Origin of the sequence: Sphingomonas sp. AOB5 (assembly GCF_029433115.1) — a bacterium.
Lineage (GTDB): Bacteria > Pseudomonadota > Alphaproteobacteria > Sphingomonadales > Sphingomonadaceae > Sphingomonas.
On sequence record NZ_JARNTV010000016.1, the window covers coordinates 19,337 to 38,043 of the forward strand.

Sequence of the window (18,707 nt, forward strand, 5' to 3'; positions counted from 1 at the left end):
GACCGGATGACGATCAGATCGGGCATTGCCGCACTGGGCGCCTGCTTCGCAGCGCTGCTGCTCTCCGCCTGCGGCAGCAGCAAGGTTCAGCCGATCGGCGGCGCGCCGGGGCTGCAGGTTGCACAGCTTTCCGAACTGCCGCGGCCGAGCACCGCGGACCGTTTCGTCACTGGCGATCCCTATGTCGTCGGCCCGTTCGATTCGATCGAGGTCGACGTCTATGGGGTGCCGGACCTGAAGCGTACCGTGGCGGTCGATGCGAGCGGCACCTTCTCCTACCCGCTGGCGGGTGTGGTGCAGGCGTCTGGCCTGACGCCGCGCCAGATCGCGGACGAAGTGTCGAAGAAGCTGCGTCCCTATATCAAGGAGCCGCAGGTCACGGTGAACGTGACCCAGATGAACAGCGCGAACCTGACCGTTGACGGGCAGGTGGCGCGTCCGGGCAATTATCCGGTGGTCGGCCGCCAGACGCTGATGCGCGCGATCGCGGTTGCGGGCGGCACTGCCGAATATGCCAAGCTGGAGGACGTGGTGGTGTTCCGCACCGTTCAGGGCCAGCGCTATGTCGGCATCTATAACCTCGCTGCGATCCGCCGCGGTGCCTATGCCGATCCCGAACTCTTCCCGAACGATATCGTGATCGTCGGCGATTCGCCCGAGCGTCGCCGCTTCCAGGATATCCTGCAGGTCGTTCCGCTGATCACCGCGCCGCTCGTCGTCGCCCTCCAGTCGCTGTAGGTCTCGCACATTCCATGAATACGCCCAGCTATACCTACGAAGAGGCTCCGTTCGATCCGGCGGCGCCGGCACCGGCCAACATCCGCGAGGGTTACCGCCCGTTGCGCCTCGACGAGCGCGCCATGTCGGTGATCGAGCGTTATTTCCAGGCGGTAATCAACCGCCGGCTGATGATCCTGGCGGTCGTGCTGCTCAGCGTGACCGTGGGTGTGATCACCTATCTGATGGCGACGCCGCAATATATGGCGACCGCGCGGATCGAGATCTCGCGCAGCCAGGCCAAGGTGACCAACGTCAACGGCGTCGATATCGAAGATCGCGGCCGTGACCTGCAGTTCTACGAAACGCAGTACAACCTGCTGAAGGCGCGTTCGCTTGCCGAGCGGGTGGCGCGGGTGCTGGGTCTGCAGAACAGCGAAGCCTTTTTCACCACCTATGGCATCGGCAAGGAAGAGGGTGCTGCGGCGCCGAAGACCCGCAGCGCACGCGAGCAATCGGCGCGGCTGGAAAGCGCGGCAACGATCCTGCTGAGCGGTATCGAGATCGATCCGGTCGGCAATTCGAACCTTGTCGATATCCGTTTCCGCAGCCCGGACCCGGCGCTGTCGGCGAAGATCGCCAACACCTGGGCCCAGGAATATATCCAGTCCAACCTCGATCGCCGTTTCGCGACCACCGCCGATGCGCGCGGGTTCCTGGAACAGCGTCTGAACCAGCTGCGCACCCGGCTGGAAGCGTCCGAGCGCGAACTGGTCGCCTATTCCTCGGGCAAGGGTATCGTCACGCTTTCGACCAGCGAAGGCGAGGGCAAGACCAGCACCAACCGCACGATGGTGATGGACGATCTGGCCACGCTGAATAACGCGCTGAACGCCGCCGTCGCCGAGCGCGTTGCGGCCGAGAGCGCGCTGGCCGCCGCCACCGCCAATCCCAACGCCGCGAATCAGAGCACGCTTGCGAGCCTGCGCCAGCGCCGCGCCGAGCTTTCGGCACGCTATTCGGCGCTGCTGACGAAGTTCGAGCCGGGCTATCCCGAGGCCGAGGCGCTGCGCACCGAAATCTATTCGATCGACCAGAGCATCGCGCAGGAAGGTGGCCGCTCGCGCAGCGACGCCCTCGCGATCCTGCGTGCGGCACAGGCGAAGGAAGCCGATTTCCGCCGTCGCGTGGAAGCGCTGACCAAGGATTTCAACATCCAGCGCAGCAACATGATCGAATATCAGATCCTGCAGCGCGAAGTGGACACCAACCGCCAGCTCTATGACGGCCTGCTCCAGCGCTACAAGGAGATCGGCGTTGCCGGTGTCGGCACCAACAACATTGCGATCGTCGATCCCGCCGATGTACCGCGCGGACCGTTCGAGCCGAGCCTGCCGCGCAGCCTGGGCACTTCGCTGCTGATCGGCCTGATACTGGCCGCCGCACTGGTGGTGATCGCGGAAGAAATCGACCAGAGCCTGCGCGACCCGGCGGACGTGCAGCGCGAGCTGGGCCTGCCGTTGCTCGGCACGATCCCCCGCGTCGACGACAAGGACGTGGCCGAGGAACTGCGCGACAAGAAGACGCAACTCTACGAGAGTTATCTCGCGGTGCGGACCAACCTGTCGTTCCTCACCGATCATGGTGCGCCGGGGATCTTCATGCTCACCAGCTCGCGCCCGAACGAAGGCAAGAGCCTGTCTGCCTATGCGCTGGCACGCCTCTTTGCCGAGACCGACGCGAAGGTGGTGCTGGTCGACGCGGATATGCGCAACACGCGGCTGGACGACCTGATCGATTCGAACACCGGCCCGGGGCTGAGCAACTATCTGTCGGGCGCGTCGAATATCGGCGACGTCATCCAGAGGCCGAGCGATCAGAACTTCGCGATGATCACGGCCGGCCCGATGCCGCCCAACGCGGCCGAGCTGTTGTCGTCCGAGCGGTTCCGCGACCTGCTCGCCCATCTGCGCGAGACGTTCGATCATGTGATCATCGATGCGCCGCCGGTGCTGGGCCTGGCCGACGCGCCGCTACTCAGCCGTTCGGTGGACGGCGTGCTGTTCGTGGTCGAATCCAATGTCGGCAAGCTGCGGCTGGTCCGCGGCGCGCTCCGGCGGCTCGAACTGCCGGGCGCCAAGGTGTTCGGCGCGCTGGTCACCAAGCTGGACAACCGTAACAACACTTACGGCTATGGTTACGGGTACGGCTATGGCTATGGCCGCGGCGGCAAGCAGGAAGCGCGAAGCGCCGGATGAGCGAAGACGTGACCGGTTCCATGCCCCGGACGATCCTGATCTGGGGGCTGGCCTCGCTTGCCGCGCTGTGGCTCGGGCTGACCGCGCTCGGCGGCGTGATGGCGACGCCACGGCCAAGCGTGGCGGCTGCGCTCTTCCCCGCCAACGGCTTCGCCTATGAGCGGCTGGCGGCGAACGAAGCGACGCGCGAGAGCGAGAACCTGAAGGATATCAAGCTATCGCAAGCGAGCCTGGACGATGCGCTGAATGCGTTGCGGCATGAGCCGCTGGCGTCGACCGCGCTGACGCTGATCGGCCTGTCGCGAGGCACGTCGCCGGATGCGGCGAAGATCATCATCCGCGCCAATGCGATGGACAAGCACCAGCTCGTCGCGAACGCGTGGCTGATCAATCATTATGGTACCGAGGGCCGCGCGCGCCCGGTGCTGAACCTTCTCGACGAAGCGCTGCGCGTCAATCCGGGCCTGTCGGAGCGCTATATGCCCGCGCTGGCACAGGCGCTGATCGATCCTCAGACGCTTCCGGTCCTGCAGCAGATGCTGGGCCGGAAGCCGGGCTGGGCGCCTTCATTCTGGCAGGCGGTGACGGGCAATCCCGCCTCGCTGCCCAACGCCGAAGTGCTGCGCGCGCGGATGCTGGCGGGTGCCGAAGAGCTGGGGCAGACCGACGAATTGCTGATGGCCGCATTCGTGGCCGCCCGCCGGATGGACCTTGCGCTCAGCTACCAGAAGCACCTGAAGCCGTTTGCCGAGGACAATGGCAATCTGGTCCGCAATTCGAGCTTCAACGAAGTGACGCGCCTTGCGCCGCTCGACTGGGAGCTGAGCAGCGATGGCCGGGTTAGCGCGGCGATCGACGAAGGCCGTGGCGTGCTGGAGATGAACGCGATCTCCGGTTCGTCGGCGGTGGCGGCGCGCCAGCTGATCGCGATTCCGCCGGGCAATTACGTGCTTTACGCGAAGCTGGGCCAGCAATCGCTGGGCACTGGCAGCGACATTCAGGTTCGCGTCCATTGTGCCGAGGCGATCAGCGGAACGCAGCCGCGGCTCGACGTGGGGCTGACCAGCGATGTCGAGCGCGCCTTCGTCATTCCCGAGGGATCGCCGTGCCGCTTCTACTGGGTCGAGGTCGAATTGTCGGCGATCGATGCGCCGGGTCCGGTGCTGGCCCTGCTCGCGGAACTGCGGATCGTTCGCGGGCGTGCCCAGCCTTCGTCTGCGCCGCTGCCGACGCCGGCAGCTACGCCCGCGCCCTGAACCTGCCGGTCAGGCCTCGGCCAGCAGCGCTTCGCGTACCCCGGCGATGATATAGTCCTGCTCGTCTTCGGCGAGATAGGGATGCATCGGCAGGCTCATCACTTCGGCGGACAGCGATTCCGATACGGGCAGGCCGTTTCCGGTGAACGGATAGTGGCGATACGCACCCTGATGGTGGAGCGGGCGGGGGTAATAGACCGCAGTCGGAATACCCTTTGCCTTGAGCGCAGCCATGATCGCATCGCGGCGCGCGGGCGGCACCTTCAGCGTATATTGCGCCCAGACGGACGTGGTGCCCTCCGACATCGGCGGGACGGCGGCGATATCGGCGAAGGCGGCGTTGTAGCGCGCGGCGACCTGCTGGCGCAGGGCGATCTCCTCTTCGAAGATCGACAGCTTCTGCAGCAGGATCGCTGCCTGGATCGTGTCGAGGCGGCCGTTCACGCCGATGCGCTCGATATCATATTTGTCGATCGTGGAGCGGCCATGGAGACGGATCGATTCGCAGATGCTGGCGAGGTTCGGATCGTCGGTCAGGATCGCGCCGCCATCGCCATAACAGCCGAGCGGCTTGGCCGGGAAGAAGCTGGTCGCGGTGATCGTGCCGAAGGTGCCGACCTTGCCCGCAGGCGTTTCCGCGCCAAGCGACTGGGCAGCGTCGGCGATGATCCACATATCGCCTGCGGCGGCGCGGATCGCTTCATAGTCGGCGGGGAGACCGAACAGGTCGACCGCGATCAGGCCGACCGGGTTCAGGCCCTTGGCCCTGGCCAGCGCGGTGCCCGCGGCAATACCGGCAGGATCCAGATTGAAGTCGCTGCCGTCGACATCGATGAAGATCGGCGTGGCCCCGAGCAGCGCGATCGCCTCGGGCGTGGCGGTGTAGGTGAACCCGGGGCAGAGGACGGCGTCGCCGGGCTTCAGGCCCAGCGCCATCATTCCGATCAGCAGTGCGTCGGTGCCGCTGGCGCAGCTGACCACATGCTTCGCGCCGCTCAGGCTGGCGAGTGCGGCTTCCAGCTCAGCGATTTCGGGACCCATGATATACTGGCCGTGATCGAGCACGCGCTTGATCGCTGCATCGACCTGCGGGCGGATGCGGGCCTGCTGGGCCTCCAGATCGATAAAGGCGACCTTACGGAGTTCAGACGCGTTCGAGGCCATTCGCGCCCTCCCGATAATTGGATCCGTCGATGGGGCAGACGAGATCGTCGCCCAGTTTCGCGCCCGCCACGCTCATCCAGCCGATGCGGCGCGCGGGGACGCCCGCCATCATCGCGTGGGCAGGCACATCGCCGGTGACGACCGCGCCCGCGGCGATGAAGCAATATTCGCCCAGCGTATGGCCGCAGACGATGGTGGCGTTGGCGCCGATCGAGGCACCGCGCTTCACCAGCGTGTCGCGCGCCTCGTCCATCCGCTGCACCTCGGCACGGGGATTGTTGACGTTGGTGAAGACGCAGCTGGGGCCGCAGAATACGCCGTCCTCAAGGGTGACGCCCTTGTAGATCGAGACATTGTTCTGGATCTTGCACCGGTCGCCGATGGTCACGTCCGGCCCGGCGACGACATTCTGGCCGAAGCTGCAGCCTTCGCCGATCACCGTGTTCGGCAGGACATGGCAGAAATGCCAGATGCGGGTGCCCACGCCGATCCGGGCGGGGCTGTCCACATAGCTGCTCTCGTGGATCAGCACGCCCGGGAAGCCGGCACGCTCCTGCATCTGGGGATTGCTCATGCCCGGGCGACGTTGTCCGCGGCGCGGCAGACGTTGCGGGTGTCGACCACGAGCTTGGCGCTGTCGACGATCAGGTCCCAATCGACATCGGCATGATCGGTGGCGACCAGCACTACGTCATAGGCAGCGACATTGGCCGCAGTGATGTCCACGGACTTGCGGCCGGCGAATTCGGGATGGTCGCGGGTCATCGGCACTTCGGGGATGTGCGGATCGTGATAGTCGACGGTCGCGCCGCGATGCTCGAGCAGCTCGGTGAGCTTGAGCGCCGGGCTTTCGCGCATGTCGTCGACATTCTTCTTGTAGGCCATGCCCATCAGCAGGATCTTCGATCCGTTGAGGCCGCGGCCGGTCTGACGGTCGAGCGCTTCGGCGAGACGATCGATCACATAGCGCGGCATGCTGGTGTTGATCTGACCGGCCAGCTCGATGAAGCGGGTGGGGCTTTCGAACTCGCGCGCCTTCCAGGTCAGGTAGAAGGGGTCGATCGGGATGCAGTGCCCGCCCAGGCCCGGGCCGGGGTAGAAAGCCATATAGCCGAACGGCTTGGACTTGGCGGCTTCGATCACTTCCCAGACATTGATGCCCATCTTGTCGAAGATCATCTTCAGCTCGTTGACGAGCGCGATGTTGACCGAGCGGAAGATGTTCTCGGTCAGCTTGACCGCCTCAGCAGTGGCCGCGGACGTGACCGGCACGGTGCGGCTGACGAGATTGTCATAGACCTTCACCGCCAGCTTCAGCGAATCCGCATCGTCGGCGCCGACGACCTTGGGGATCACCGAGTTGGAGAAATCCGGATTGCCGGGATCCTCGCGCTCGGGCGAGAAGGCGAGGAAGAAGTCGGTGCCGGCCTTCAGCCCCTTGGCCTCGAGGATCGGCTGCATCACCTCGCGCGTGGTGCCGGGCCAGGTGGTGGATTCCAGCACGACGAGCTGGCCGGGGCGCAGCGCGGCGGCGATCGCCTCGGTCGATTTCTCGACATAGGTGAGGTCCGGCTCCTGATGCTTGTCGAGCGGGGTGGGGACCGCGATCAGCACCGCGTCCGGCTCGCCCAGGCGCGACATGTCGGCCGTCGCCTCGAACTTGCCGTCGGCGATGGGCTGACGGAACTGTTCGCCGGAGATGTGCTTGATGATGGTTTCGCTGGCCATCAGCTGTTCGACGCGGCTCTGCTCGACGTCAAAGCCGAGCACGCGGAAGCCGCGGCTGACGGCGGTCAGCGCGAGGGGCAGGCCGACATAGCCGAGGCCGATGATGCCGATAGTGAAATCGCGCTGGTCCACTCGGTCGAGAAGCCGGTCGAGCATGTGATGCCAATTCCTAGTTTTGGGAGGTGATGGTGCGGGTCCGGACCGCGGCGGCAGGAATGCCTGCATAGACGGTCCAGGGGTTAAGGTCTCGTGTCGCGGTGCTGCCAAGGCCGAGCACGGCGCCGCGGCCGATGGTGACGCCGGGGCCGACCGAGGCCCGCGCGGCGACCCATGCGCCGGGTTCCAGCGTGATCGGGGCGGTGATCAGGTCGAAGCCCGGGCGCGACCAGTCATGACTGCCGGTGCACAGATAGGCGCCCTGCGACACGCAGCAATCCGCGCCGATGCGGACGTCCGCCAGATTGTCGATCCAGACCTGCTCGCCGATCCAGCTATGGTCACCGATGGTGAGCCGCCACGGGAATTTCACGCGGATGCCGGGCTTCAGCACCACCTTCGCGCCGATGCTCGCGCCGAACAGGCGGAGCAGGAAGCGGCGATGCGTGCTGCCGGGCAAAGCGGAGGAGACGAAGATCGTCTGCACGACGATCCACGCCAGCTCGACCAGCGCCGGACGGCCGCGGGTGAAGCTGCCTGCGCTATAGGTGCCGAGATCGGGAACCTGCTGATCGGGTGGGGGAGGCGCAAGCATGGGATCAGCCCAGCAGCGCTTCATATTGTCGCTGAAACTGCATCGCGATGCCGCCCCAATCGAACCGCTCCGCCACCATGGCAGACCCCCTGCGCCCCATGTCCCGCCGCGCTTCGTCGGAAAGGCCGATCGCTGCGCGCAACCCGGAAAGGATCGCTTCTTCAGTGGGATCGACCCACCAGCCGCAGCCATAAGTCTCCAGCAATTCCCAGGGCGCGCCGCGGGTCGTGAGGACGGGCACTTCATAGGCGAGGGCCTCAGCAATGGCTATGCCGAAATTCTCGCTATAGGTGGGCAGCACGAACAGATCGGCGGCCTGATACAGCGCATCCTTTTCCGCGCCATAGACCGGACCGATCAGGCGGACATCGCCGCCCAGACCGAGCCGTTCGATCTGCGCCGAGAGTAGGGCGGCATGGCCATCCTCGTCGGGCCCGGCGATCACCAGCTGCCAGCCTTCGGGCTTCAGCCGCGACCATGCGTCGAGCAGCATCGGCAGGCCCTTTTTGGGGTGGATGCGGCTGACGAACAGCGCGGTGCGGCGATCACGCGGGGCGGGCGCGAGATGTTCGGCGGCAGAATGCGCGGGCAGATCGACGCCGTTGGCGATGACGCAGAAGGGACCCTTGAGACCCAGCGCGCGGGCGTTGGTCTCCTCGATATCGGCGGTGGCGTGGAGCAGGGCGGCGGAGCGGAGGTCGCCACGCTGGTACAGCGTCCAGGCGAGCTTCTTCTTCCACTTGCGATGGTTGATCGCCCAGGGTTCGAGCATGCCCCGCAGGCTGACCACGCGCGGGATGCTGCGCGCGCGGGCGAGGCGGGCGACCTGATGGTTGCTGGGCAGCCAGATGCCGTTGTCGTGGATCACGTCCGGTCGGCCGAACCGGCCGAGCGCGGACTGCAGGTCGCCGTCGAGCGGGGTTAGGCCGTCGATTGCGGGAACGGTGGCGGAATGGGGCGCGCTGCCATCGGCGGCCCAAAGTCCGACGGTGACGCCGCGCGCGGCCAGCGCCGCGCCGAGTGCCGGCACCGAATAGGCCGGCCCGCCAAAGCTCGGGTCGAAACTCGCCCCCGCGAGGAAAAGCTTCATTCCGCCGGCTGCACGATGGCTGGCGTGCGAGCGGGCATAACGGGGCGCCGCACCATGGCGCGGATGCGGAGCGCCGACTGATGGTGCATCATCCAGACGCAGGTCCACAGCAGCAGCATGTTGCCATTGCCCGCCGAAAGCAGCCAGGATTCGAACAATGCGTGCCCCATCGATCCGACCACGATGGCGAAGGGCAATGCCGCCAGCGGCCATTGTTCGGGCGGCAGCACCCGGGTGCGCGCTGCGTCCGCCATGCCGCGCCACAGGCTGAAGAACAGGGCGGCGAGCAAGGCGAACAGGCCGAACAAGCCGGTCTCGACCATCATCATGATATAGGTCGAGTGGAAGTGAAGGCCCTGGTGCTGGACGAAGCGCCATTGCTCCTGACGCAGAAGGTCCTGCGAGGTGCCGATGCCGTAGCCGAGCAGCGGCCGTTCCTGGAACAGGTTCCAGCCGATCCGCCACACTTCCTCGCGTCCGCTCAACGGACTGATGCCGGTATCGCGCAACGTGCGTTCCAGGCCGAGCAGATCGACGAAGAACATCTTGATCGGATACCACCAGCCGATGAGCAAGATTGCGCCGAGCATCACCGCGATCAGGCTTGCCCGGGGACCCTGCCGATAGATGGCGAAAGCTAGAAACGACAAGGCGATCCAGACGATCGTCGCACGCGCGTTCGTCACCCAGATCAGATAGAGTCCGACGATCAGGAAGGCGAGATTCCAAACCTGCCAACCGGGGCGGCGTTCAAGGCAGCCGGCGAACAGGACGACGACCGGCGGCGCGATCATCGCGGCCAGGGTGTTGGGATTGTCGGTCCATGCCGCGAAGCCGCCGCCGCGGCCAAGATCGATACGGAGGACGAGCATGACTGCCGCCAGGGCGATCATGATCCGCCCGAACCGGGCGAGCATGTCGAAAAAGGCGCGACGGCTGTCGGTGGCGACCAGCAGTGCGGAAATCGCATAGCCCGTGACGACCGTTGCCGCGATGGTGGCGATCGAGAGGACGCTGAACGATCGATCGACGCTTCGCCAGGCGCCGGTCGCGACGACGATCAGCAGCACGACCATTGCCAGCACGGTGGTGATCGGCATCGGCGGAACACGCCGCGTGGTCAGCATGCCGAGCGAAATCAGCGACAGCGCCGCCAGCGGCAGCCACTTCGCGCTGAACAGGAATTGAGACAGCGCCGAATTGAAGGTGTTCGAAAGATAAAAGGCGGTGACCGTGATCAGCAGCGCCCAGAACAGCGTCCGCGGGATCGGCTTCGCGTTCGGAACCGGTCCGGCATTGAACCCCATCAGCTCGGCGAGCGGCGAACTCATGACCGGCCTGCAGCTGCCTGCGCGCCGGCAATCAGATTGGCCGTAGCGAACGCCTCGCCCTGCGCGATCGCGACATCATGCGCGGCTGCGCCCATCGAGCGGGCCAGTGCGGGATCGGCGAGCAGCGTCTCCATCGCGCGGGTATAGCCCGGAACATCGCCCATCGGCACCAGAAATCCGTTCTCGCCATCGCGGACCAGTTCAGTGGCAGCGCCGACGCGATCGGAAGAGATGACCGGCGTGCCCGCGGCCATGGTCTCGTTGACCACCGCGCCCCAGGTTTCGCTCTCGGACGGGAGGATCATCGCGGTGGAGATCGACATCAGGCCGAAGATCGCCTGCATGTCCTTCATCCAGCCGGTGAACAGGATACGCGGATCGCCGTTCGCTTCGGCCTTCATCGCCTCCATCAACGGGCCGTCGCCGATCACCAGCAAGGTCGCGTTTTCGGCATGCTTCGCGGCGAGGAAGGCGCGGACCATGTCGAGCGGGCGCTTGGCGTCGATCAGGCGGCCGACGAACAGGAAGACCGGCGAGTCAGAGGCAATCCCCAGCTTCTCGCGCAGTGCCGGTTCGCCGCCGCTCGTGCGCAGCCGTTCGGCTTCGGCGACGATCGGGGCGGTGTCCGGCGTGTTGGGGAAATAGTGCATCGGCGCGTCGGTCGGCCCGAGCTTGCGCAGATAGTCGGCGGCTTCGCGACCGACCGGCAGCCCGAACGCCATGCCGCGCACCACCCAGCCGGCGATCAGCCGCTTGAGGTTCCAGCGCCAGCCCGAAGGCGACACCGAACTGCGCATGCTGGTCTCGCAGGTGAGCGCATAGGGGACTTTGTTCCGGATGCACCAGCGGGCGGCGAGCCACATCGTCGGATGGGCATAGCCGGAGAGGATGACCACATCGGGTTTCCATGCCGACAGCGCCTTTGCGACGCCCGGATTCCATTTGATCTGGAACGGGTTGCCCGCGCTGGGGCGGCGATACTGCTTGCCTTCCAGAAACTCGGTGTCGATGCCGCTATAGTCGAGCGTCCATTCGCGGCCGGGTTCGGATTCGGCGCAAAAGCCCAGGCGGAATTCGCCCGGCCAGCGTTCGGCGATCAGCTTCTGCACGCCGAGGCGATAGGGCGTGGGGATATCGTCGAGATAATAGAGGCGCGGTCCGCTCATGCCTTCCTCGCGGAAAGATGGCGCTCGATCGTGTCGAGCGTGGCGCGGGCGGCATGCGGCCAGGTGAAGCGGGCCTCCACCCGGCGGCGCGAGAATTCGCCCATCCCCTCGGCCGTACCCTCGGGCAGCGCGAGGAAGGCCTTCACCGCGTTGCGGATCTGCTCGGACGAGCCGGGCTGGATGACGAAGCCATTATCCTTGTCGACCATCGTCGTCACCGCGCCGATATCGGTGGCGATTACCGGCAGGCCGCAGGTCATCGCCTCGAGGATCACGGTGGGCATGCCTTCGTAGAGGCTGGCGAAGACGAAACAGTCGCTCTGGTGATAGCGGGCGAACAGGGTCGCGTCGTCGAGCCTGCCGGCGAATTCGATGTTCGGACCGGCGAACTTCCCGCGCAGCTCGGCTTCGAGCGGACCGCCGCCGACCACCGTCAGATGCGCGCCGTCGAGGCCCTGAAAGGCTTCGCACAGGAACGAGACGCCCTTGTTGAACTCGAGCCGGCCGACGAACACGAAGCAAGCCGGGCCGCCGGGTTCGCGGGGCGGGGGCACGGGGAAGCTGTCGATGAAATCGATATCGACGGCGTTGCCCAGGATATCGATCTTGTCGTCGCCCACGCGCAGGAAGCGGCGGACTTCGTCGGTCAGACCGCCGCCGAGCGAGATGACGCGATCCGCCAGCCGCGCCTGTTCGCGCCCGGCCCAGCGCATCGGCCAGCCCTTGAGCGTCTGTTCGAGGCCGACCGTCTTGAACATCTCCAGCCCGTGCGGATTGTAGAGCGTCAGCGCGCGCTGGGTGGGATGGGTGTCGGCCAGATAGGACCAGCCGTTGAAGCCCTGGCAATAGACTGCGTCGAACTTGCCTTCGCGCAGGAACGGCGCGGCCTGTTTCGTGAACAGATAGTTCTGGCGCAGCCACAGCTTCGCGGGCGGCCAAGCGAACTGGGCAAGCTTATAGGCATTGCCCATCGCGTCCCATTGGGCGGTCTGGTCGGCGGTGATCTCGGGGATGATCGCGGTCACGTCCGCGCCCTGCTCGGCCATGTGCTGGGCGAGGAAATGGGTGTGGCGTTCCATGCCGCCCACCCAGAACGGATAGATGCCGTGATTGATGATCGCGATGCGCACGCCAGTCTTATCCGTGCGCCGGTTCGACCGCGACGAGTTCGGCTAGGGTCCGGTCCAGCCCGATCTCGGGCTTCCAGCCGGTCGCGCCGGAGAGCTTGCCGATGCCGGCGAGCAGGCTGGGGCGCTCGACCTTGCGGACGCGGGACTGATCCTGGACGATCTCGATCTTCTCGCCCAGCGCGTCGCTGAACATCTCGACCACCTCGACGACGCTGTACTGCTTGTTCGCGCCGATGTTGAACACGTCCGAACCCGAAGCGACATGATCGCTGGCGGCGAGGATCGCGCGGGCCATGTCGCGCGCGTCGATATAGTCGCGGCGCGGATCGAGATTGCCCAGCGCGATGGTGCGCTTGCCTGCGATCAGCTGGACCATGATGTCGGGCAGCAGATGCGGGTTGGTCTCGCGATGGCCGACGGCGTTGAACAGGCGGCCGACCGCGACGGCTTTGCCGCTGCCCTTGCCCCAGCCGCGCACGATCGCTTCGCCGGCGGCCTTGGTAGCGCCGTAAATGTCCATCGGATCGATCGGATCGGTTTCCAGATGCTCGCCTTCCTTGGGCGGATAGACCGCGGCGGTGGAGGCGAAGAACAGCCGCTCGACCGGTGTGCTTTCCAGCGCGTCGAGCAGGTTCTGCGTGCCCTGGATGTTGATCATCACCGACTCGGTCGGGTGTTCGTTGCAATAGGGGATGAAGTGGATCGCAGCGAGGTGGAACACACGCTGCGGCGCGATCCTCGCCACCGTTTCGGTCATCCATGCCTGATCGCGCAGGTCGCCTTCATGGATTCGATCGGCGGGGAGGCTCAGATGCTCGCGGCGGCCGTTGAAGAAATTGTCGATGACATGAACCTCGTCGCCACGCGCGACGAGCTCGTCCACGACATGCGACCCGATGAAGCCGGCGCCGCCGGTAACCAATACGCGCTGCATGTAATCCCCTGATAATGCTGCGGCGCGAGCGGCCGGGCGGGACGGCTATAGTCAGGATCGCGGCAACGAGAAAGGGCTAGGCGCGGATAGTGCGAGACCGCTATCCGCTGCCACGATGATCACCGTCGGCACCACCCAGCGCAGCTATCCGGCCGTCCGCAACTTCCTGGGCGGGGAGAGCGAAGAAGTGCATTACCGGCGCGTCGGCAATGCCTTCCGCTATCCCGAGCATCTGCTGTTCAAGGCGTTCGGCTATACCGAGCCGCTGATCGGCAATCTCCATTGGGGCGGGCGCGGATGCGATGTGCTCCATTTCTTCAACCGGGTCAGTTTCGACAACCGGCCCTGGGTGACGACGTTCGAGACGGTGCTGCCGCGATGGGACCAGTTGCGGCCGCGGCTGATCCCGCTGGGGCTGGGGTTGCTGGCGCGCGATTCGTGCAAGCGGCTGATCGCGCTTTCCGAATGCACCCGCGATTTCCAGCTGGCATTCTTGGACGCGCATCCGAAGCATCGCGAGCGGATCGCGCCGAAGATCACCGTGCTCCATCCGCCCCAGGCGCTGCTGACCGACACGCCGCGAAGCGCGCCGGCGGCGGATGAGGCGATCCATTTCGCGTTCGTCGGCGTCGATTTCTTCCGCAAGGGCGGCCGCGAGGTGCTGCGCGCGTTCGACCGGTTGCTGGAGGGCGGCGCGCCGATCCGGCTGACCATCGTCTCGGCGATGCATCATGGCGATTATGCGAGCCGGACGACGGGCGAAGATCTGGCCGAGGCGCAGCAGCTGATCGCGAAATGGCCGGGGCGAATCGAGCAGTTCGGGCGGCTGGCCAATGACGGGGTGCTCGAGCTGTTCCGCACCGCGCATGTCGCACTACTGCCGACCTGGGCGGATACCTATGGCTATTCGGTGCTGGAGGCACAGGCGGCGGGATGCCCGGTGCTGTCGACCGATGTGCGGGCGTTGCCGGAGATCAACGATGATCGCGCAGGCTGGGTGATCCCGGTGCCAAAGGATGGGCGGGGCAATGCCGAGATCGGCACCGTTGCCGAGCGGGAGGATTTTTCGCGGCTGCTGGAGGTGGGAATCGCGCGGGCGGTGGAAGCGATCCTTGCCGATCCGGGGTCGATTGCGATGCGAAGTGCGGCTTCGTTGGCGCGGATTCGCGAGCATCACGATCCCGCGGCACATGCGGCGCGGCTGCGCGATATCTATCTGGAAGCGCTGGGCTAGCCTTTCGCGGCGAGATGGTCCGCGAAGGGCGCGCAATTGTCGGCGAGATTGCGCTGCAGATGCGGTTCGCGCGCGGCGACGAAATCGAGCAGCGCCTCGATCGGGGTCAGTTCGCTGTCGCGCATCCACCAGATCGGATGGGTCAGGAACTGGAACGGCGCGGCATTGGCAAAGGCCTCGCGCTCGAACGGACCGCCATGGTGGAACCCGCCGCGACTGTCCGAGCAATATTCGATCGCGTCGAAGAAGCGCGGTTCATAGGCGTGGGGGAAGCCGGCGAAGCTGCCCTCCAGACCCTGCAGCGCCTTGACCGGACGGTGGAAGCTGACGGCTTCCAGCTCGGCGCCGGCGAGGGTGGCGAGCAGGTCGCATTCCTCGGCGGCGCGCGCCTGAAGGTCCTCGCCGGGTTCGTAGAGCGCCGCATCGAAATGCAGGCCGATCCGCTGGCCGTTGGCGGTCATCGCGGCGAGCGCGCGGCGACCGGGGGCGCTGGCGAGGTTATATTGCTCGGCCGAGGTCAGGAAGAAGAAGGTCGCGGCGACGCCGAGGCCTGCATTGACCTCCGCCTGACGCACGGCGTGATCGAGCGAGATGTCGATATCGTGCCGCAGGATCAGCCGGCCGGTGTCCGGCACGAAATCGCGAAAGCCGACGGGCTGGTATCCGCGGTCGAGAAAGGCGCGGATGATCGCGCGGTAACCTTCGATGGTGAAGCTGTAGCCGCTCACCGCCGGTCGCCGAGTTTCTTGGCCGGATTGCCCGCGAGGATGGCGTTCGGCTCGCTCGACTTGATGACGGTCGCGCCGATGCCGATCAGGCAATCGTCGCCGATCTCCAGTCCGTTCTTGATGCACGCATTCGGACCGACCCAGACGCGCTTGCCCAGGATGACGCTGCCGCTGATCTCGGCCCCGGCGATGATCAGGCTGCCCGCGCCGATATGCGCGTTGTGGGCGATGTGGATCAGATTATCGATCTGACAGCCATCCTCGACCACGGTCGGGTCCATCGTACCGGCGACCAGCGCGTTGAAATTGCCGATCTCGACCCGGTCGCCGATCACCACGCCGCCGATGCTGGGAAGGCGGACGGTTTCGGAATCGCCGAATTCCTCGACGCCGAAGCCTTCCTCGCCGATGACGTTGGTCGATCCGATCACGCAGTCGCTGCCGACTTCGATGCGCGCGCCGAAGACATTGTGGTGGCCGATGCGGGTGTTCGCGCCGATCCGGCAATCCTCGCCGATGACGGTATAGGCGCCGATCGAGACGCTCGGGTCGATCTGCGCGCTGGGATGGACGATCGCGGTGGGATGGATGCCGGGTGCGGCGCGGCCCTGTGCGCCGAATTGCTGCGCGGCCAGCGCAAAGACGAGGCGCGGCCGCTCGACCGCGATGCGGGGCCCCGCAAAACCGTCGCGATGCGCGGGATCGACGATCAGCAGCATGTCGCCGGGGAAGGTGGCGCCTGCCGCAGGTGCCTGCTTTGCGAAGGCCAGGCTGTTGGGCTTGGGATTGCGCAGGGTGGACAGGCCGGTGACGGCGAAATCGCCGTCGCAATCGAGCAGTTCCGCTTCGAAGCGGGACTTGATGAAGTCGCAAATCGCGCGCGCAGTCGTGTCCATCGCCGTCCTCTCCGGTGCCGATCCCGCGGCCTTACTATTTCGTCCCGCTTGCCACGATCCGCTGCATGAAGTCGAGGCGGTGGCGCTCGATCGTCTCGCGGGTGAGGAAGCCGAGATCGGCGGTCACGCGGCGCCCGGTCCATTCGCGCGCGAAGGCGGCGATGCGATCGAGGTTCGAGGTGACATTGTCCGGCGTGTTGCCGATCGGCAGGACATAGTCGGCGCTGTTCAGCTCGCTCTGGGACTCGCGATAGCCGAGGATCAGCGGCAGCCGGTGCATCAGATAGTCGCGGACCTTCAGCGAGCAGCCTTCCTCGATCTTCTTGCGGTGTGCCGCGAGCGAGGCGATGCCGATGTCGCACTGGCGATAGAGCGCGGTGAGCGCCTCGCCATTGAGGAAGCCGTGGAAGACCACGTTCGGCGGAATGTCGAACCCGGCAAACTCCTCGGCCTTCATGCCCGCGACATGGAATGTGCTTTCGGGCATCGCCGCGGCCAGCGGGAAGATCTTGTCCACGCCGTGCCAGTTGGCCGAATGGTCGAGCGTCATCGGCGAGCCGGTGAAGACGAACACGGGGACCTTGTTGCCGGTCGGCGCCATATCTTCGCGCGGATCGCCCCACAGGCTGTTGCCGATCACCGCGATGGGCCGGTTCCACACCCGCTCATGGTCGGCGATCTCGTTGGTCATGCACACCAGCCCGTCGACCGCGCGGAGCAGGCGGGCGCGGGTGACGTCGTGGAAGCGGCCGATCAGCCCACCCCACAGCTCGGTCTCGGCGCCTTCGAACGTGTTGATCTCGGCAATCGAGGGCCAGGATTTGAGCAGGCCGGGCAGGCCCGGATACCAGGTGCCGTTCTGGCGATAATAGATCAGGTCGGGCCGGTACTCGCGGAACGCCCTGCACAGCTTGGGCACGCTGGCGACCTTGTTGACGAAGCCCAAGCGCGCGAAGCGATATCGCTCCATCTGGTCCTGCGTGAAGGTGCCGACGACACGGCCATGCTCGGCAAAGCCCGGCGCGGTCGGCGTGTCGCGCAGGGGAGAGAGGGCGAAGATCTCCGCCTCGTGCCCCTGTTCGCGCCAGGTCGCGATCTGGCCGATCATCTTCCGCAGCACGCCGCTTTCGGCATAGGGCGGCCATTCGGTGAGATAGGCGATCCGCATCATGCCCCCGCGCGCTTGCGTCGCGTTGCGGCGCGGTAAACCGACTTGGCGGCCTCGAACATCGGGCTTTCCAGCCTTTTGCCCCAGCTGGGGAACTGATCGAAATAGGCGGGCGGCGCATCCATCAGCGCGTCCAGTTCGGCGCGGGTGAAGCCGAGCTTCTTCGCGACGAAATCGCAATCCTCGTCCTGCAGCCGTTCGTCATAGGTCGGCTGCTGCAGCCTGGCGCGTGCCTCGTCGCGGGTGATCTCGCCGGTCGAGATCAGGCTGGAGAGGTGCATCTTGCGCTTGTCGAAGCCGAACTTGCGCATCAGGTACACGCCCTGGAACCAGCGCGTGAACACGCTCTCGTGGTGCTTGCCGCCATAATCGCGCCAGCCGAGATCGCTTTCGATCCGCGCCACCGCCTTTTCGCGCGAGTAATCGGCGTAATCGAGCACGTCGATCGTATCGATGAAGCCGCCGCGGTAGAGGCGCAGGAACTGCAGGAAATTGAGGTGCGGGAAGGTCTTGATCCGTCCGCTGCCGAAGCGGCGGTGGATTTCGGAGATATAGCCGTAGTCCATATGCCCCTGGGACCAGCGGGCGGGGTGATGGCTTTCGGTGTTGACGTTGCAGCCGCGCATCACGGTGCGGACGCCGAACTTCTCCGCGATCTGGCACATGATCGCATAGATGGCGTGATCGGTCGGCACTTCGACATCGGCTACGCCCGCCTTCAGGAAGGCGCGCTGGATATCGCGATATTCCTCCCAGTCGATGACATGGGTGTAGAGCTCGATATCGAGTGCCTCGATCTGGTTCGCGATGTTGCTGACTGCGATTTCCGAGTTCCAGCCATTGTCGAGATGGACCGCCAGCGGGCGCAGGCCCAGATCCTTGACCAGCCATGCGACATAGCTGCTGTCGACTCCCCCGCTGACGCCGATGATGCAGTCATAGGGCTTGCCCTTGTGCGACCGCTTCAACTCGTCGGCGATATCCTGAAGCGCCTTGCGGCCCTCGTCGCCATTATGGACCTTGGTCGCGATCGCCATCAGGTGATCGTGGCAATGATTGCAGACCCCGTCGGCGTCGAAGCTGATATCGGGATCGGTGGTGTCCATCACACAGCGAGTGCAGACGCGATAGGTGAGGCTGGACATTCCTGGCTTTC

The 18,707-nt window shown here is 65.6% G+C and carries 17 protein-coding genes; 4 read left to right on the plus strand and 13 right to left on the minus strand.

Going from position 1 to position 18,707, the window contains the following annotated elements:
• The first annotated feature begins 6 nt into the window (after positions 1–6).
• Genes P1X14_RS09275 through P1X14_RS09285 form a run of 3 tightly spaced genes read left to right on the plus strand, consistent with a single transcriptional unit; the run spans position 7 to position 4,231 of the window.
• Complete coding sequence (locus P1X14_RS09275) at positions 7–738, plus strand: polysaccharide biosynthesis/export family protein (RefSeq protein ID WP_277315060.1); 732 nt, start codon at positions 7–9, stop codon at positions 736–738.
• A 14-nt stretch (positions 739–752) separates the two neighbouring features.
• Positions 753–2,975 carry a polysaccharide biosynthesis tyrosine autokinase gene (locus P1X14_RS09280; protein ID WP_277315061.1) on the plus strand — a complete coding sequence of 741 codons (2,223 nt, stop codon included), beginning with the start codon at positions 753–755 and terminating at the stop codon, positions 2,973–2,975.
• Entirely contained in the window at positions 2,972–4,231 is a 1,260-nt protein-coding gene (locus tag P1X14_RS09285) for a hypothetical protein (protein WP_277315062.1), read from the plus strand. Before P1X14_RS09280 ends, P1X14_RS09285 begins: the two co-directional genes overlap by 4 nt.
• 9 nt (positions 4,232–4,240) lie before the next feature.
• Here P1X14_RS09285 and P1X14_RS09290 read toward each other — a convergent pair whose 3' ends face one another.
• From P1X14_RS09290 to P1X14_RS09330, 9 genes are read right to left on the minus strand one after another with little or no spacing between them, the layout of a single operon-like run.
• Entirely contained in the window at positions 4,241–5,395 is a 1,155-nt protein-coding gene (locus P1X14_RS09290) for a DegT/DnrJ/EryC1/StrS aminotransferase family protein (RefSeq protein WP_277315063.1), read from the minus strand.
• On the minus strand, positions 5,376–5,969 hold the full coding sequence (locus tag P1X14_RS09295; RefSeq protein ID WP_277315064.1) for an acyltransferase: 594 nt from the start codon (positions 5,967–5,969) through the stop codon (positions 5,376–5,378). The genes P1X14_RS09290 and P1X14_RS09295 overlap by 20 nt, the downstream gene beginning before the upstream one ends.
• Positions 5,966–7,279: a nucleotide sugar dehydrogenase gene (locus P1X14_RS09300; RefSeq protein ID WP_277315065.1), complete on the minus strand. Its 1,314-nt coding sequence runs from the start codon at positions 7,277–7,279 to the stop codon at positions 5,966–5,968. Before P1X14_RS09300 ends, P1X14_RS09295 begins: the two co-directional genes overlap by 4 nt.
• 13 nt (positions 7,280–7,292) lie before the next feature.
• Complete coding sequence (locus P1X14_RS09305; protein ID WP_277315066.1) at positions 7,293–7,874, minus strand: WcaF family extracellular polysaccharide biosynthesis acetyltransferase; 582 nt, start codon at positions 7,872–7,874, stop codon at positions 7,293–7,295.
• 4 nt (positions 7,875–7,878) lie between these two features.
• Positions 7,879–8,964 carry a glycosyltransferase gene (locus P1X14_RS09310; protein WP_277315067.1) on the minus strand — a complete coding sequence of 362 codons (1,086 nt, stop codon included), beginning with the start codon at positions 8,962–8,964 and terminating at the stop codon, positions 7,879–7,881.
• Positions 8,961–10,295, minus strand: coding sequence for an O-antigen ligase family protein (locus P1X14_RS09315; RefSeq protein ID WP_277315068.1), 1,335 nt, complete (start codon positions 10,293–10,295; stop codon positions 8,961–8,963). Before P1X14_RS09315 ends, P1X14_RS09310 begins: the two co-directional genes overlap by 4 nt.
• Positions 10,292–11,461, minus strand: coding sequence for a glycosyltransferase family 4 protein (locus P1X14_RS09320; protein WP_277315069.1), 1,170 nt, complete (start codon positions 11,459–11,461; stop codon positions 10,292–10,294). Before P1X14_RS09320 ends, P1X14_RS09315 begins: the two co-directional genes overlap by 4 nt.
• Entirely contained in the window at positions 11,458–12,591 is a 1,134-nt protein-coding gene (locus tag P1X14_RS09325) for a glycosyltransferase family 4 protein (RefSeq protein ID WP_277315070.1), read from the minus strand. Before P1X14_RS09325 ends, P1X14_RS09320 begins: the two co-directional genes overlap by 4 nt.
• 7 nt (positions 12,592–12,598) lie before the next feature.
• Positions 12,599–13,525 (minus strand): NAD-dependent epimerase/dehydratase family protein, encoded by a 927-nt coding sequence (locus P1X14_RS09330; RefSeq protein WP_277315071.1) that lies wholly within the window; start codon positions 13,523–13,525, stop codon positions 12,599–12,601.
• A 115-nt stretch (positions 13,526–13,640) separates the two neighbouring features.
• Here P1X14_RS09330 and P1X14_RS09335 point away from each other — a divergent pair, with 115 nt between their 5' ends.
• Positions 13,641–14,759, plus strand: coding sequence for a glycosyltransferase family 4 protein (locus P1X14_RS09335; protein WP_277315072.1), 1,119 nt, complete (start codon positions 13,641–13,643; stop codon positions 14,757–14,759).
• Here the strand turns inward: P1X14_RS09335 and P1X14_RS09340 are convergent.
• Genes P1X14_RS09340 through P1X14_RS09355 form a run of 4 tightly spaced genes read right to left on the minus strand, consistent with a single transcriptional unit; the run spans position 14,756 to position 18,696 of the window.
• Entirely contained in the window at positions 14,756–15,487 is a 732-nt protein-coding gene (locus P1X14_RS09340; protein WP_277315073.1) for a hypothetical protein, read from the minus strand. The genes P1X14_RS09335 and P1X14_RS09340 overlap by 4 nt on opposite strands.
• The gene (locus P1X14_RS09345; RefSeq protein WP_277315074.1) at positions 15,484–16,383 is read right to left on the minus strand and encodes a hypothetical protein; all 900 of its coding nucleotides are present in this window, start codon (positions 16,381–16,383) and stop codon (positions 15,484–15,486) included. The genes P1X14_RS09340 and P1X14_RS09345 overlap by 4 nt, the downstream gene beginning before the upstream one ends.
• A gap of 34 nt (positions 16,384–16,417) precedes the next feature.
• A complete protein-coding gene (locus P1X14_RS09350) occupies positions 16,418–17,554 on the minus strand; it encodes a glycosyltransferase (protein WP_277315075.1) in 1,137 nt (378 codons plus the stop codon).
• Entirely contained in the window at positions 17,551–18,696 is a 1,146-nt protein-coding gene (locus P1X14_RS09355) for an N-acetyl sugar amidotransferase (RefSeq protein ID WP_277315076.1), read from the minus strand. The genes P1X14_RS09350 and P1X14_RS09355 overlap by 4 nt, the downstream gene beginning before the upstream one ends.
• Positions 18,697–18,707: the final 11 nt, after the last annotated feature.